Annotated in this window: 14 protein-coding genes; 10 read left to right on the forward strand and 4 right to left on the reverse strand. The window is 64.6% G+C overall.

Annotation, left to right across the window (positions count from 1 at the left end; translation table 11 throughout):
- Positions 1 to 25: 25 nt before the first annotated feature.
- From ACWEWT_RS12255 to ACWEWT_RS12300, 10 genes are all read left to right on the forward strand, one after another.
- Positions 26 to 1,057, forward strand: coding sequence for a cupin domain-containing protein (locus tag ACWEWT_RS12255; RefSeq protein WP_452558412.1), 1,032 nt, complete (start codon positions 26 to 28; stop codon positions 1,055 to 1,057).
- A complete protein-coding gene (locus ACWEWT_RS12260; RefSeq protein WP_452558413.1) occupies positions 1,057 to 2,187 on the forward strand; it encodes an FAD-dependent monooxygenase in 1,131 nt (376 codons plus the stop codon). The genes ACWEWT_RS12255 and ACWEWT_RS12260 overlap by 1 nt, the downstream gene beginning before the upstream one ends.
- The gene (locus ACWEWT_RS12265; protein ID WP_452558414.1) at positions 2,187 to 2,621 is read left to right on the forward strand and encodes a type II 3-dehydroquinate dehydratase; all 435 of its coding nucleotides are present in this window, start codon (positions 2,187 to 2,189) and stop codon (positions 2,619 to 2,621) included. Before ACWEWT_RS12260 ends, ACWEWT_RS12265 begins: the two co-directional genes overlap by 1 nt.
- Complete coding sequence (locus ACWEWT_RS12270) at positions 2,618 to 4,321, forward strand: ABC transporter permease (RefSeq protein WP_452558415.1); 1,704 nt, start codon at positions 2,618 to 2,620, stop codon at positions 4,319 to 4,321. Before ACWEWT_RS12265 ends, ACWEWT_RS12270 begins: the two co-directional genes overlap by 4 nt.
- Entirely contained in the window at positions 4,294 to 5,376 is a 1,083-nt protein-coding gene (locus ACWEWT_RS12275) for an ABC transporter ATP-binding protein (protein WP_452558416.1), read from the forward strand. Before ACWEWT_RS12270 ends, ACWEWT_RS12275 begins: the two co-directional genes overlap by 28 nt.
- A complete protein-coding gene (locus ACWEWT_RS12280) occupies positions 5,376 to 6,476 on the forward strand; it encodes an ABC transporter substrate-binding protein (RefSeq protein WP_452558417.1) in 1,101 nt (366 codons plus the stop codon). Before ACWEWT_RS12275 ends, ACWEWT_RS12280 begins: the two co-directional genes overlap by 1 nt.
- Before the next feature lie 11 nt (positions 6,477 to 6,487).
- Positions 6,488 to 7,189 carry a fumarylacetoacetate hydrolase family protein gene (locus ACWEWT_RS12285; RefSeq protein WP_452558418.1) on the forward strand — a complete coding sequence of 234 codons (702 nt, stop codon included), beginning with the start codon at positions 6,488 to 6,490 and terminating at the stop codon, positions 7,187 to 7,189.
- Entirely contained in the window at positions 7,186 to 7,680 is a 495-nt protein-coding gene (locus ACWEWT_RS12290) for a MarR family winged helix-turn-helix transcriptional regulator (RefSeq protein WP_452558419.1), read from the forward strand. The genes ACWEWT_RS12285 and ACWEWT_RS12290 overlap by 4 nt, the downstream gene beginning before the upstream one ends.
- A complete protein-coding gene (locus ACWEWT_RS12295; RefSeq protein WP_452558420.1) occupies positions 7,677 to 8,651 on the forward strand; it encodes an ABC transporter substrate-binding protein in 975 nt (324 codons plus the stop codon). The genes ACWEWT_RS12290 and ACWEWT_RS12295 overlap by 4 nt, the downstream gene beginning before the upstream one ends.
- 112 nt (positions 8,652 to 8,763) lie before the next feature.
- Positions 8,764 to 9,495, forward strand: coding sequence for a dienelactone hydrolase family protein (locus ACWEWT_RS12300; RefSeq protein WP_452558422.1), 732 nt, complete (start codon positions 8,764 to 8,766; stop codon positions 9,493 to 9,495).
- 642 nt (positions 9,496 to 10,137) lie between these two features.
- Here the strand turns inward: ACWEWT_RS12300 and ACWEWT_RS12305 are convergent.
- Genes ACWEWT_RS12305 through ACWEWT_RS12320 form a run of 4 tightly spaced genes read right to left on the reverse strand, consistent with a single transcriptional unit; the run spans position 10,138 to position 13,541 of the window.
- Positions 10,138 to 11,043: a glycine betaine ABC transporter substrate-binding protein gene (locus ACWEWT_RS12305; RefSeq protein WP_452558423.1), complete on the reverse strand. Its 906-nt coding sequence runs from the start codon at positions 11,041 to 11,043 to the stop codon at positions 10,138 to 10,140.
- Between the two features lie 16 nt (positions 11,044 to 11,059).
- Positions 11,060 to 11,782 (reverse strand): ABC transporter permease, encoded by a 723-nt coding sequence (locus tag ACWEWT_RS12310; RefSeq protein WP_452558424.1) that lies wholly within the window; start codon positions 11,780 to 11,782, stop codon positions 11,060 to 11,062.
- Positions 11,779 to 12,429 carry an ABC transporter permease gene (locus tag ACWEWT_RS12315; RefSeq protein ID WP_452558425.1) on the reverse strand — a complete coding sequence of 217 codons (651 nt, stop codon included), beginning with the start codon at positions 12,427 to 12,429 and terminating at the stop codon, positions 11,779 to 11,781. The genes ACWEWT_RS12310 and ACWEWT_RS12315 overlap by 4 nt, the downstream gene beginning before the upstream one ends.
- Positions 12,426 to 13,541, reverse strand: coding sequence for an ABC transporter ATP-binding protein (locus ACWEWT_RS12320; RefSeq protein ID WP_452558426.1), 1,116 nt, complete (start codon positions 13,539 to 13,541; stop codon positions 12,426 to 12,428). Before ACWEWT_RS12320 ends, ACWEWT_RS12315 begins: the two co-directional genes overlap by 4 nt.
- Between the last annotated feature and the right edge of the window lie 4 nt (positions 13,542 to 13,545).

Raw genomic sequence — 13,545 nt, forward strand, 5'->3', positions numbered from 1 at the left:
GTACACGGATTAATTGGAGAACCGGATGACCCCGAAGGCCGAACAGAGTCTCGGCGAGCACTACTACCGCCGCCTACACGAAGCGAAAGTGGCGCCGCTCTGGCGGATTCCAGGCACAACCGCCCCGGAACCGGTGGTGGACGAGGTGCCGCACCTGTGGCGGTGGCGCGAGCTCTATCCCTTGTTGACGGAAGCCTCGGAAGTGGTCGATCTCGGTGGCGACGCGGACCGCCGGGCCCTGAATGCCTTCAATCCGAGCCGGGTATTCGGGACGACCCATACGATGGTCGCGGGATATCAACTGGTCGAACCGGGCGAAACGGCTCCGGCGCACCGACATACCCCCGGAGCGATCCGGTTCATGCTGCAGGGCAGCGGCCATACGATCGTGGAGGGCGAGCCGGTGCTGATGGAGCCCGGCGATCTGGTACTCACCCCCAGCTGGACCTGGCACGACCACCGCCACGAGGGCACCGAACCGATGGTTTGGCTGGACGGGCTCGACGTGCCGTTCGTCAAAGGAATGCGGGCGAGTTTCTACGCCGATTACCCGGACCAGCAACTGCAGCCGCTGACCAAGCCCGAGGGTTTCAGTATCCGGCGCTACGGCTCGGGAATGCGCCCCCTCGACGATAAGCGCACCGCCGCCCACTCCCCGCTGATGAACTACAAGTGGGACACCTGCTATGCAGCCCTCACCCGACTCGCCGCGGACGGCACCGACCCGTACCGCGGTGCGACACTGGAGTACACGAATCCACAGACCGGCGGCCATGTTCTGGCCACGATGGCCTGCTATCTCCACCTGCTGCCGGCCGGATTCGGCACACGTTCGCTCCGGCACACCTCGAGCACGATTTTCTGCGTCGTTCGCGGTTCCGGCCACAGCATCCTCGGGGGCGAGCGCTTCGACTGGGCGGAGAACGACTTCTTCGCTGTCCCGTCCTGGACATGGCACTCGCACGTGGCCGACCCAGGCGAGGAGACGGTGCTGTTCGCGATGAGCGACCGGCCGCTGCTGGAACCGTTCGGGCTGTACCGAGAGGAATTGGTCTGATGCGGGTCATCGTTGTCGGCGGCGGAATCGGTGGTGTCGCCACGGCGCTCTCGCTGGCGAAGAAAGGGGTCGGCGTCCGGGTCCTCGAACGGGCACCGGAGATCGTCGAAGTGGGCGCGGGACTGCAGGCGGGTCCCAACGCCTGGCGGGCGCTGACCCGCCTCGGGGTCGTCGACCGTTTGGTGGATACCGCAGTGCGGCCCACCCGCGCGGTGATGCGCGATATCTATACCGGCGCAGATATCGGGGCGATCGACTTCGGGCCCGAATTCGTCACCCGCTACGGCGCGCCGTACACCGTGCTGCATCGCGCCGACCTGCTCGCGGCCCTGGTCGATGCGTGCGCGGCCACGGGCTCGGTCGAGCTGATACCGGATAGCGAAGTCGTGCGGGTGGAGCAGACCGACGATCTGGTGACTGTCGAATGCGCCAAGGGCGCGATCTACACCTGCGACGCCGTCGTCGGCGCCGACGGATTACGTTCGACGGTCCGTCGATTCGTGCTCGACGACGCGAAGCCGCTGGTCGATCCGTACATCGTCTATCGGGGTCCCGGGCCGCGTCCCGAGGGCGTCGAGGACGCGGTCACCCTCTATGTGGGCGACGGTCTGCACTATATGCAATACCCGGTGCGCGGTGGTTCGGTACTCAACCGGGTGGCATCCTTCAAACCCGAGGGAACCGGTGACGCCGAGGAGTTCCTCGCCCGCTTCGATTCCGTATGCGACTACGTGCGCACGGCCATCGCAGAATTCGATCTGAGCAAGCAGTGGCCGCTGTGCGACCGAGAGCCGCGGCCGGGCTGGGCCTCCGGTCGTATCGTTCTGCTCGGCGACGCGGCACACCCGATGCACCAGTATCTGGCCCAGGGGGCGTGCCAGGCGCTCGAGGATGCCGTCGTGCTGGCCGAAGCGATCACCGACTCCGGCCCTGATATCACCGGTGCGCTGAAGAAATTCGAGGCGATCCGGTTTCCCCGTACGAGCAGAGTGCATCGGGTGACCCGGGAGATGGGGGAGTTCTGCCACCTCGGCGGGCTGGGCGCACGGTTGCGCGACCACATGTTGGCCGCCCGGGCGGCCGACGACTACACACATGTCGACTGGCTGTACGGCGAAGGAGAGATCTGATGCGCTATCTGGTGCTGCAGGGCCCCAATCTCAACCGGCTCGGAAAACGTGACCCGCTGCGGTACGGCCGCCACACCTTGGCCGAGGTCGAAGCCGATATCGAAACAACCGCCGGTGAACTCGGCGTGACGGTCGAGCAGTACCAGTCCAATCACGAGGGTTCTCTCATCGATTTCCTCCAGGAGCGCCAGGACGAGCTCGACGGCGGAATCATCGTCAACCCCGCGGGGCTGACCAAGGCCGGATATTCGCTGGCCACCGCGCTGGCCGATACCGGACTGCCGGTCGCGGTGGTCCACCTGTCCCAGCTCTTCGTACACGACCCCGGCAATCGCCAGGATGTGTTCGCATCGGTGGCGGCGGTGTATATCGCGGGTGCCGGCTGGCGCGGATACCGGCTGGCCCTCCAGGCCCTGCACTGGCGGTCGTCATGACACGCTCCGCCCTCGGCAGAGCGGGACTGCTGGCAGCCGCCGCGTCGATGTACGTGCTGCCGTTGGTCATGGTGATATACGCGGCGTTCCGAACAGCCGCTCCGGGTATGCCGGGTTCGTTCACCCTGGACGGATTCACTACGGCCTTCTCGGATCCGCGGACCTACGGGACCCTGGGTAGCTCGCTGTGGCTGGCGGTGACGACCGGGTTCGGCGCCACCGCGCTCGCCGTGGTGTTCGCCTGGATCGTCTCCCGGACCAACGCCGCACTACGCCGGACCGTCACCCCGCTGATGGTGGTCGTGCTCGCCACACCGCCGCTGTTCTTCTCGCTCAGCTGGAATCTGCTCGGCACGCCCGAGTTCGGGTTGCTCAACCAGCTGCTCGGTGCTGTCGGGCTGCCGGACGATATCGTGCACGTCGCCGGTGGCTGGGGAACCTGGTTCGTGCTGAGCTTGAAGATCTGCTCGCTGGGCTATTTCATCCTGCTCGGTCCGTTCCTCGCGATGGACCGCCGGCTCGAGGAGGCCTCGCTCATATCCGGCGCGAGCCGGATACGCACCTTCCTCTCGGTCAACATCCCGGTGCTGGCGCCCGCGGTGCTCGGGGTTTTCATCATCATGTTCATCATCGGCCTCATCGCATTCGAGATTCCGCTGATAATCGGCAGGCCGGCCGGTTTCTCGGTGCTGTCCACTCAGATATACGGCTTCGTCACCAACGAGACACCGCCCAATTACGCGGCGGCGAGTTCGCTCGCACTGTTGTTCATCGCGGCAGTGGTCGTGCTGGTCTCGATCAAGTGGCGGCTGCTCGACCGGCGCCAGTTCACCACGGTCTCGGGTAAGGGCGCCAAACCCGAGCCATGGGATATCGGGCGGGGAACCTGGCTGTGCAACGCCGTGATCGTCGCCTACGCGCTGCTGGCGTTCGTGCTGCCCGTCGCGCAGATCGTGCTCGGATCGCTGCAACCGCTGTTCGGGGTGAATCGGTTCAGCCTGAACAACTATCGGATGCTGCTGGCCGACCCCGGTGTCGTGCCCGCGATCGCCAACACCGCAGTCTTGGCGATAGTCGGTGGATTGCTGGCGGTCGTGATCTCACTGCTGTTGGGGATGGTCGGCCGACACTCGGGCGTCCGGATGCGGCGAAGCCTGGAACTGGCCACCTGGCTGCCCTGGGCGGCGCACGGCATCATTCTCGGACTGGGATTGGTGTGGGCGTTCTTGACCGTGCCCTTCCTACGCGGCCTGTTCGGCACGGTATGGATCGTACTCATCGGCCTGATCATCGCGTCCACCCCGGTGGCCGGTCGTGCCGTCGACGCCGCACTGGCACAGGTCGGCACCGAATTGGAGGAATCGGCCCGGGTCAGCGGCGCCTCGCCCCTACGAGCGGCGACCGGCATCGTCGTCCGGCTCATCCTGCCCGCCTGCGCAGCGGCCTGGCTCATCACCGGCATCCAGATCGCCGGCAATCTCGAAGTGCCGATTCTGCTGTCGCTACCGACCAACGAAACCGTCGCGGTCATGGTGTTCCAGCTCAACACGCAGGGGCAATCCACGCAGGCTGCCGCACTGTTCTGCCTGATACTCGGCGTCACCGCAACCGGTGGCCTGATCTACGTCGCGGTGAAGGCCGCATCCCGAATCACGTTAGGAGCACAGCGGTCATGGCGGCTGTCACCATCCGTGGGCTGACGAAGCGTTACGGTGAGAACTGTGTCGTAGACAATCTCGACCTCGATATCTCCGAGGGGGAGTTCGTTACTCTCCTCGGGCCGAGCGGTTGCGGCAAGACCACCACCTTGCGGTGTGTCGCGGGGCTGGAGAAGCCGGACGCCGGCGAGATCATCATCGATGGAGAAACGGTCGTTTCCGGATCCGGCGGCCGATTCGTGCCACCGGAGAAACGTGACGCCGGCATGGTGTTCCAGAGCTACGCGCTGTGGCCACATCTGAGTGTGCAGGCGAATGTCGCCTACCCCTTGCGCATGCGCGGTCGCAAGCGCAAGGAGGTCACCGAGTCGGTGCGCGAGACGCTGGCCATAGTCGGACTCGATCATCTGGCCGACCGTTCGGTGGGAGCACTTTCCGGCGGTCAGCAGCAGCGTGTTGCGCTGGCCCGGGCGATCGTCGGCCGTCCTGCGTTGCTGCTGTTCGATGAGCCGCTGTCCAACCTGGACGCCAAGATGCGCGCCGCTATGCGTGCCGAATTGCGCGCTATGCGCGAGCGGGTCGCCACCACTTCGCTGTACGTTACGCACGACCAGATCGAGGCGCTGACCCTGGCCGACCGTATCGTCGTGATGCGCGACGGCGCGATTCACCAGATCGGCACACCGGAACAAATCTACGCCGAACCCGTAAACCGCTTCGTGGCCGATTTCGTCGGATTCGAGAACATCCTCAACGGACTCGTCGTCGAGGTCACCGATGAGGCCACCGTGGTGAAGGTCGACGGTTTCCCGTCGGGAATCCTGGCGCGCTCCGCCGCCACCACGACACATCGAGCTGGAGACGCTGTCGCTCTCGCGATGCGCGCCAACAGCATCGGCCTGGCGGCCGGGGGCGACGAAGGTATCCCCGCAGTGGTCATCACCGTGTCGTATCTCGGCGATCAGGTCGAGTATCGGGTTCGCGTCGGTCACCACGATCTCACCGTCCGTATGCCCGTCCCGATTCGCTGGTCGCCCGGGGACGCGGTGAATGTTGTTCTGGCGCCCATGTCATCCCTGGTTGTCGAGGAGGACTGATGACCGTTCGCTATACGCGCTGTGTCCGCTACACCGTCGCCGCGATCGCTGCCGCGTTGCTGGTCGCCGGATGCAACACCGCACCGGAGACCGCGGGCGGTGCCGACCCGGCAGCGCTCGGTAACGCCGAGGTACAGAAAGGGCTCGCCGACCTCTATACCGCCGCTCGGGCAGCGAATGAAACCCAGATCGTCGTCTACGGACCGGGGCAGGAGTTCTTCGAACCCGCCTACCGCGCGTTCATGCGCCGGTATCCCGGCATCGAGGTGACTGCCGAGCCGCTGTTCGGGGAGAAACTCAATACCCGGCTCGATCAGGAATTCGTCAGTGGACAGCATGTCGGTTCGGTGCAGACACACGGTGGTTCCGGGACCGCGCTGACCGCGGGAGCCGGGCGTTGTGAGGCGTACCGGCCGTTCACCGCCGACTACCTGACCTCGGAACAAGTAGCTCCCGACGACACTTACCACGCGTTCGCGCATTTCGGGGTGGGCATCGAGTACAACAGTGAGAAACTCGGTCCCGATCAGGCCCCGAAGAGCTGGCGAGAACTGGCCGATCCGAAATGGAACGGTCGAGTGGCCATGTCGGACCCGAATGTCGTGGGCGCCACGGCGTTGATGATCTCCAATCTCGTCAAGGAGAACAAACTCGACCAGGCCTGGGTCCGGGGCCTGCTCGCCAATGACCCGCTCGTCGTCGATACCTCGGCACTGGCCGAGCAATCGGTGGCCCGTGGCGAACGAGAAGTCCTCGCGGTCAACAATACCGGCGTGTACACCACCAGCCGGAAGAAGAACCTGCCGGTGGAATTCGTCTTTCCGACCGCCGAGGGCGCGCGGCTGGACACCATGTACCTGTGTCTGCTGAAGGGCGGTCCGAACCCGAACGCCACCAAGCTGTTCGCCAACTGGTTGTTCACCGCCGAAGCGCAGGAGGAGATCTCCGAGACCGGAGTCTACGGAGCGCGGCCGGGCACCAGTGCGCCGCCGAATCTGCCGGCCCTGGAGGATATCCGCGCCGAGATCATCCCGCAGATACCCGTCGCCCAGCAGGGGGCCGAAGTACAGAAGACCATCCAGATGATCAGAGGAAGCTGAGGACCGAAATCATGCGATACGAAATCTTCGGAGGAGAAGCGCTGTGGTCCGCTCCGGTACCGCGGCCGGGAAAGATCATCGGCGCACCTGCCAACTATTACGACCATGTCGACGAGATGCCCGACGCCCACACCATCATGGACTGGGGTGTATTTCTCAAGGCGCCGTCCTCGTTGCTCGAAAGCGGGGGATCGGTCCGATTGCCGTACTCGGACAAGCGAACCGACTACGAAGGGGAACTCGCCGTCGTCATCGGTACCACCGCTCGTCATATCTCTCCGTCCACGGCGTTGGAGTATGTTTTCGGCTACACCTGCCTGCTGGACATCACGGTGCGGTCCACCGAGGACCGCTCGACCCGCAAGTCGTTCGACACCTTCACTCCTCTCGGGCCGGAGCTCGTGACCAGTGACGAAGTCGGCGATCCCGGCTCCCTGGAACTCCACTGCTGGGTGAACGGCGAATTACGGCAGTACACGAGTACCGCGAAGATGATCTACGACGTGCCCACCCTCATCGCCTATGCCAGCTCGGTGATGACCCTCCATCCGGGCGACATCATCGCCACCGGAACTCCGGCCGGCGTCGGTGCTCTGGCCGACGGGGACAGCGTGGCAGTGGAGATCTCGGGTATCGGCAGGCTCGAGGTGACAGTCTCTGCGCACGACGCTGTTGCCTACAGCGACCGGCCCGGCGCGGAGCGACGGGCATGACGGCGCAGCGAGACGGTATTCCCGAGGTCGACATGTACCAGCAGCCCGGCCATCTGATCCGCCGCGCTCAGCAGATACACAACCAGATGTGGGTCGCCCAGGTATCGACAGAGGTGACCTCCACGCAGTTCGCCGTGCTCAGCGTAATCGCCGCGCACCCGGAAACCGACCAGAACACCGTCGCCCGAGAAGCATCGCTGGATACCTCCACGACCGCCGATGTGATCAACCGTCTCACCGTTCGCGGTTACCTGCATCGGACCAAAGATCCGCGCGATATGCGACGCAACCTGCACAGTCTCAGCGGAGAGGGGCAGGAGCTGTTCGATCGTATCTCGATCTCCGCGGCCCGGATGACCGACCGACTCGTCGACTGTCTGTCCGATGACGAGCGCCGGGAGTTCGTCGGATACCTGCAGCGGGTGGTCGAGGTCGGCGAGACAGCACGTGACACAACCGTCCACGACAGCGGCAACGGAGACCTGCGATGATTCCCATTACCCTCGCCTGTGGTCGCTACGACCGAACCGAGGCCCTGCGGACAGGAGCTGTCCGGCCGCTCGGCGTCGATCTGACCTATCTTCCCCTCGCTCCGGAAGAGATCTTCTTTCGAATGCTCCGCCACCGAGAGTTCGATGTCGCCGAACTGTCGCTGTCGTCCTACGTGATGAACCCGGACGACTTCGTCGCGATCCCGGTGTTCCCCTCGCGGACCTTCCGGCACAATGCGATCTATATCAATGTCGACTCCGGCATCACCGAGCCGTCCGAACTGATCGGAGGGATCGTCGGCGTACCCGAATATCAGATGACGGCGGCGGTGTTCATCCGCGGTATTCTCGCCGAGCATCACGGCGTTCCCGTCGACGCTGTGCGCTATCGGACCGGCGGCCTGCACGAGCCGGGACGTACCGAGAAGATCCCTTTGCCGGACGGGATCACCGCGCGAGTGGAACCCATCCCCGCGGGTGCCACCCTGGCGGAAATGCTCGTCGACGGCGAGATCGATGCCCTCTACTCGGCCCGCACTCCGGCGCCCTATGCGCAAGGACATCCCAAAATACGTCGCCTGTTCTCCGATACACGCCGGGTCGAAGAAGACTATTTCCGCTCCACCGGAGTCTTTCCGATAATGCACACCGTGGCGCTGAAGCGCGAGCTCTATCGACGTCACCCGTGGCTCGCGCGCTCCCTGTACGACTCTTTCGACCGAGCCAGAGAACAGGCGATGACCACACTGGGCGAGACCAACGCGCTGCGTTATTCGCTACCGTGGCTCTATACCGAGGTCGAGCGAACCACCGAGCTCATGGGCAGCGACTACTGGACCTACGGCGTCGAAGCAAACGATAGGACTCTGCGCACCTTTCTGCGGTACTCCTACGAACAGGGCCTCTCGAAGAAGCTGCTGGAGCCGGCGGAGATCTTCGCACCGGAGACCGTCGAAGGATATCGCGTGTGAACCCGGACAACTGGGCTACGGATGGTCGCGCGATGTCCGCCGCAGCGTTACCGTCGACTGCCTCGGCAGGGCCGGGGCTTCCGGGCGAATACCCTGTGCGGGAGGGTTTCCGGTGATCGAGTCGGAATGGGTCACCATCTCCACCACGGCCGGGCCGATGTCGATGTACAGCTGCCGGCCCTCGTCCGCGTCCGGTAGGGCGGTCGTCATCCTGCAGACGGCTTTCGGCGTCGACCGCCCGCTGCAGTCAACGACACAGGATTTCGCTGAGCGCGGATACCTTGCCGTGGCGCCGCAACTGTTCCACCGATCCGGGATCCGCTCCCTGCCTCATCAGCAACACGCGGCCGCGGTCCGGTTGGTCGATGCCACGGGACCCGACGACATAATCACCGATCTCCGGGCGGTGGTCGCGCACCTACGACGGGAGGGTATCGAACCGGACCGAATCGCCCTGGTCGGATTCTGTTTCGGTGGCCGCGCGGCCTTCACCGCTGCCACGGCCATCGCGGGTCTGGCGGCGACGGTCGTCTTCTACGGTCCGGGCATCGTTGCCGGGCCACACGCGGTACTCGACCGGGTCGCTGCCCTCGATACCGCGCTGTTGATACATGTCGGAGCCGAGGATCCGCTCATCCCTGCGGATCAGATACACGCACTCGACACCGCTCTCCGCGAAGCCGGCGTCGATTTCCGACACCATCTCTATCCCGACGCCGGACATGCCTTCGCTTCCGGCGCCCGCCGGGAGCTGTACCGGCCGGCGCAAGCAGAAGCGGCATGGCGGCGAACTCACGAATTCCTGGAGTTGCATCTGCCGATTGATATCCGAGCCGATCCCTGAGGCAGCGCACCTCGGCGGCGTGATGCGGTCGCCGGTCGACTACCGCGAGCTGTCGGCGCGCAGGGCGCACGCTTACGTCGCCTCGGTCCACGAGCCGCGATCCGGGCGCTGCCCGGGCTGGGCCGAGAGCTGTCCACCATATCGGATCGAAGGACCTGCTCTGATGCGCAGGAATGACGGTGTGGCCGCCGAATGAGGGGGCGGCCACACCGTCTTTTATTGCCTTCGGACGCCGTCCATCGACGAACGCTGACATCGGGCGGCAATGCTGAGCCCGCTGGCATCGGCGAAATCCGACGCCGGTCGCGGATTCGTCGTGATGGCTGGTGTCGGCTACGAGGTGGTCGGTCGTGATGATTCGACCTATCGGGCATGGGCCCGGATCGAGCCCGTGCTGCCGGTCTCTGCGCGTGGGTGGCGTGATCACCGGCAGGTGATCAACAGGATGTCGTCGTCGACGGTCCGCTCACCCACCCCTCGGACGAAGCCTCTGTTCCGGGGCGAATCGAGTTACCCGAGCGGGCGGGGCGAGCTCATCGCTCGCCCCGCCCGCTCGGGTACACCGGACTCGGCGGCAGCTCGACCACGTTCACGAAGCAGTTCTGGAACAGGCGCCCACCACGCAAGTTCGCGCCGAGCCTGTCAGCTCAGGCCTTCGGAGACCAGCCACTCCTTTGCGACATCGTGCATATCGTCGAGATTGCCGACACGCACGTTCATGGCAGTCAGATCCTCGGTCGTCAACGCGGCGGACACCGCGTTCAGGGTAGCGCGAACGTTATCGGTCGCTTTGGCCTGGTTGATGATCGGTGTGATGTTCTCTGCCAGGAAGAGGTTCTTGGTGTCCTCGAGCGCGACCAGGTTCTCGTTCTTCAGCGCCGGGTCGGTACTGAAGACATCGGCGACCTGAATCTGACCACTGGTCAGTGCGTTCAGCGTGAGCGGGCCGCCTGCGTCGAGCGCCGTGAAGTCCTTGAACCTCAGCCCATAGACATCCTGCAGACCGACAACGCCGTTCTTGCGGGTCTTCCACTCGGGCGGGCCGCCGAGGGTCAGTTCGCCCGCATGCGCCACCAGATCATCGATCGTCTTCAGCGAGTACTTGTCTGCCGTCTTCTGAGTGACGGCCAGGACATCCTTGTCCTCGGCCGGCGAGGGGTCGAGGTTGACGAGCCCCTGGGGCAACTCGGGCTGCAGTGCCGCGATGACTTCATCGGGCGTGTTCGCGGTCGCCTGGGCGTCGAGGTATTGCAGCAGGGCGCCGGTGTATTCCGGGATCAGGTCGATGGAGCCGTCCTCGATCGCCGGCATGTACAGCTCGCGACTACCGATATTCGGTTTCTCCGTGACCTCGATCCCCTTCGCGCGCAACGCCTCCGCATAGATCGTCCCGATCAGCTGGCTTTCCAGGAAGTCGGCGGAGCCGACCACGATGGCACCGCCCGAATCTCCGGACGGGCTCTGGGCCGACAGCGGGTCGCCGGATCCACACGCTGTCAGTGCGGCGAGCGCACAGACGGCGAGTCCTGCGATGAGCGTCTTCTTCATGGTGAACTCCTCGATTTCATGCGGAGGTGGGTTGCGGAGCCGACAGAGGTCTCTTGTGGCGCCCCTTGCTGTCGCGGCGCGTCAGGCCTGGAGATACGAGACGGTTTGCGATGTATGCGATGCCCAGGTCGAAGACGAGGGCCAACAGTGAGACGAGGACCGCTCCGGCGGCCATCATCGCGTAGTTGCTCTGCGCCTTGCCGTCGATCAGGAGTCGACCCAGACCACCGAGCGAGATATAGGCCGCCACAGTGGCGGTCGAGATGATCTGGAGGACGGCACTGCGAACACCGGACAGGATCAACGGCATGGCACAGGGGATTTCCACTTCCGTGAGGATCCGGAGAGACCGGAACCCCATTCCGCGTGCCGCATCCACGGCGGCGGCATCGACCGCCGTGATGCCGGCGTAGGTATTCGTCAGAATCGGTGGCACTGCCAGGAGGGTCAGCACCACGAGGCTGGGGATGAGGTAGGCGAGCTTTGTGGTGAACGCCGGACCCAGGACAAGGACCAGCAGAATCAGCAAGCCGATGGTCGGCAGCGCCCGCAGCGAGTTCGCCAACCCGGCGATGAGCACCGCGCCACGCCGGGTATGACCGATGTAGAGGCCGAGCGGAATGGCGAGTACTGCCGCGACTACCAACGCGAGCAGTGTGTAGAAGAGGTGCTGGTAGACGAGCGTCGGTATGCCGTCGGGTCCATACCAGTGTGCGGAATCCAGTAGCCAGTTGATCATGATGAGGACACCTTCGGAGTCCAGGGCGTCAGCAGTCGGTTGCCGAGCATGATGAGCAGGTCGAGAGCGAGGGCAAGCAGCAGACAGAGCACGATGCCGGTGACGATCGGTGTATAGAACCGCAACTGGAACCCCTGGGTGAACAGCGTTCCGATCTGCGGAATGCCGAGTAGCGCGGCCAGCGACGCCAGGCTGACATTCGAAACGACCGCTACTCGCAGGCCCGCGCTGATGACCGGCACACCGACCGGCAACTGCACTAGTAGCAACGTCTGATACGACCGGTACCCCATCGCCGTCGCGGCCAAGATCGTTTCGGGTGCCACGGAATCGAGAGCGTCGGCGACCACACGAACCAGGAGCGCGACCGTGTAGACGGTCAACGCGACCATGACGTTGGCCGGGTCGAGGATCCTGGTGCCGAGAATGGACGGCATGATGACGAACAGGGCGAGCGAGGGGACGGTATAGAACAGGCCCGCAGTGCCCACGATGTAGTGATGCAGCCGACGGTTGCTGTGCGCGACCCATCCGATCGGTAGCGCGATGATCAGCCCGACGACCAGCGGAAAGACGGAAAGCGCGATATGCCAGCCGACGAGGGTGATGATGTGGTCGGACTGACGGCTCAGCCATTCGAAGTTCATCTCGACCGCACCTCCATGTCGGGTCGATCGGCCTTCTCGATCGCCGAAACCGCCGCGGCGGCGGTCACTGTTCCGACCAGGATGCCGTGGCGATCCACGACGACGCCTCGTTTGCTCGGTGCGGACAACGCCGCATCGAGCAGCGCGCGCAGTGTCCCGTGAACACTCGCGGTGGTGCCGCTCAGATTCAGATCGGCTGCCGTGATCGTGCCGGTGACGGCATGTGGCCGCACCCAGCCGATCGGCCGGTCCCCGGCGTCCACGATGAGCAGCCAGTCGCCGTCTGTCAGTGCTGCGACGGCATCGGCCGAGTCGCCGATCCGCGCGGTCGGTTCGAGTGCAGTCTCCAGCGTTCCATCGATTGAGGCGAATCCGAGGGATCGATATCCCCGATCGCGGCCCACGAAATCGGCGACGAACTCGTCGGCCGGATGTGTGAGAAGTTCATGCGGAGTGGCGGTTTGGGCGAGCCGGCCGCCAGTGCGCAGCACCACGACCTGATCACCGAGTTTCAGTGCCTCGTCGATATCGTGGGTGACCACGATGATGGTTTTGCCGATGTTTTCCTGTAACCGGAGGAATTCATCCTGCAACTGGGCTCGGACGACCGGGTCCACCGCGCTGAACGGTTCGTCCATCAGCATGAACGCCGGGTCCGCGGCCAGCGCCCGGGCGACGCCGACGCGCTGCTGCTGGCCGCCGGACAGCTGCCAGGGATATCGGTCGCCGAAATTCGCGGCCAGACCGACCACTTCGAGTAGCTCGGCGGCTCGCTTCCGGGATTCCCGTCGCGTCTTACCGAGTAGCCGCGGCATGGTGGCGATGTTGTCGATGATGGTCCGGTGCGGAAAAAGGCCCGCGTTCTGGATGACGTAACCGATTCTGCGCCGCAGCCGGGCCGGATCCATCGCCGTGGTCACTTCGCCGTTCAAAGATATCGTGCCCGAGGTGGGTTCGATGAGGCGATTGATCATCCGCAGCGAGGTGGTCTTGCCGCAACCGGACGGACCGACCAGGGCGGTGATCTTGCCGGTCGGACACTCCAGGCTCAGCTCGTCCACCGCGACTGTGCCGTCCGGGTACGCCTTGGTTACATTCTCGAAGGTAATCATGAAG

The organism is Nocardia sp. NPDC003963 (assembly GCF_053605105.1).

Coding starts and splice junctions, on each gene's coding strand:
- ACWEWT_RS12265 (WP_452558414.1), top strand. CDS start 2,187: ATGCGCTATCTGGTGCTGCAGGGCCCCAATCTCAACCGGCTCGGAAAA.
- ACWEWT_RS12260 (WP_452558413.1), top strand. CDS start 1,057: ATGCGGGTCATCGTTGTCGGCGGCGGAATCGGTGGTGTCGCCACGGCG.
- ACWEWT_RS12305 (WP_452558423.1), bottom strand. CDS start 11,043: ATGAAGAAGACGCTCATCGCAGGACTCGCCGTCTGTGCGCTCGCCGCA.
- ACWEWT_RS12295 (WP_452558420.1), top strand. CDS start 7,677: ATGATTCCCATTACCCTCGCCTGTGGTCGCTACGACCGAACCGAGGCC.
- ACWEWT_RS12270 (WP_452558415.1), top strand. CDS start 2,618: ATGACACGCTCCGCCCTCGGCAGAGCGGGACTGCTGGCAGCCGCCGCG.
- ACWEWT_RS12315 (WP_452558425.1), bottom strand. CDS start 12,429: ATGAACTTCGAATGGCTGAGCCGTCAGTCCGACCACATCATCACCCTC.
- ACWEWT_RS12280 (WP_452558417.1), top strand. CDS start 5,376: ATGACCGTTCGCTATACGCGCTGTGTCCGCTACACCGTCGCCGCGATC.
- ACWEWT_RS12275 (WP_452558416.1), top strand. CDS start 4,294: ATGGCGGCTGTCACCATCCGTGGGCTGACGAAGCGTTACGGTGAGAAC.
- ACWEWT_RS12320 (WP_452558426.1), bottom strand. CDS start 13,541: ATGATTACCTTCGAGAATGTAACCAAGGCGTACCCGGACGGCACAGTC.
- ACWEWT_RS12255 (WP_452558412.1), top strand. CDS start 26: ATGACCCCGAAGGCCGAACAGAGTCTCGGCGAGCACTACTACCGCCGC.
- ACWEWT_RS12310 (WP_452558424.1), bottom strand. CDS start 11,782: ATGATCAACTGGCTACTGGATTCCGCACACTGGTATGGACCCGACGGC.
- ACWEWT_RS12285 (WP_452558418.1), top strand. CDS start 6,488: ATGCGATACGAAATCTTCGGAGGAGAAGCGCTGTGGTCCGCTCCGGTA.
- ACWEWT_RS12290 (WP_452558419.1), top strand. CDS start 7,186: ATGACGGCGCAGCGAGACGGTATTCCCGAGGTCGACATGTACCAGCAG.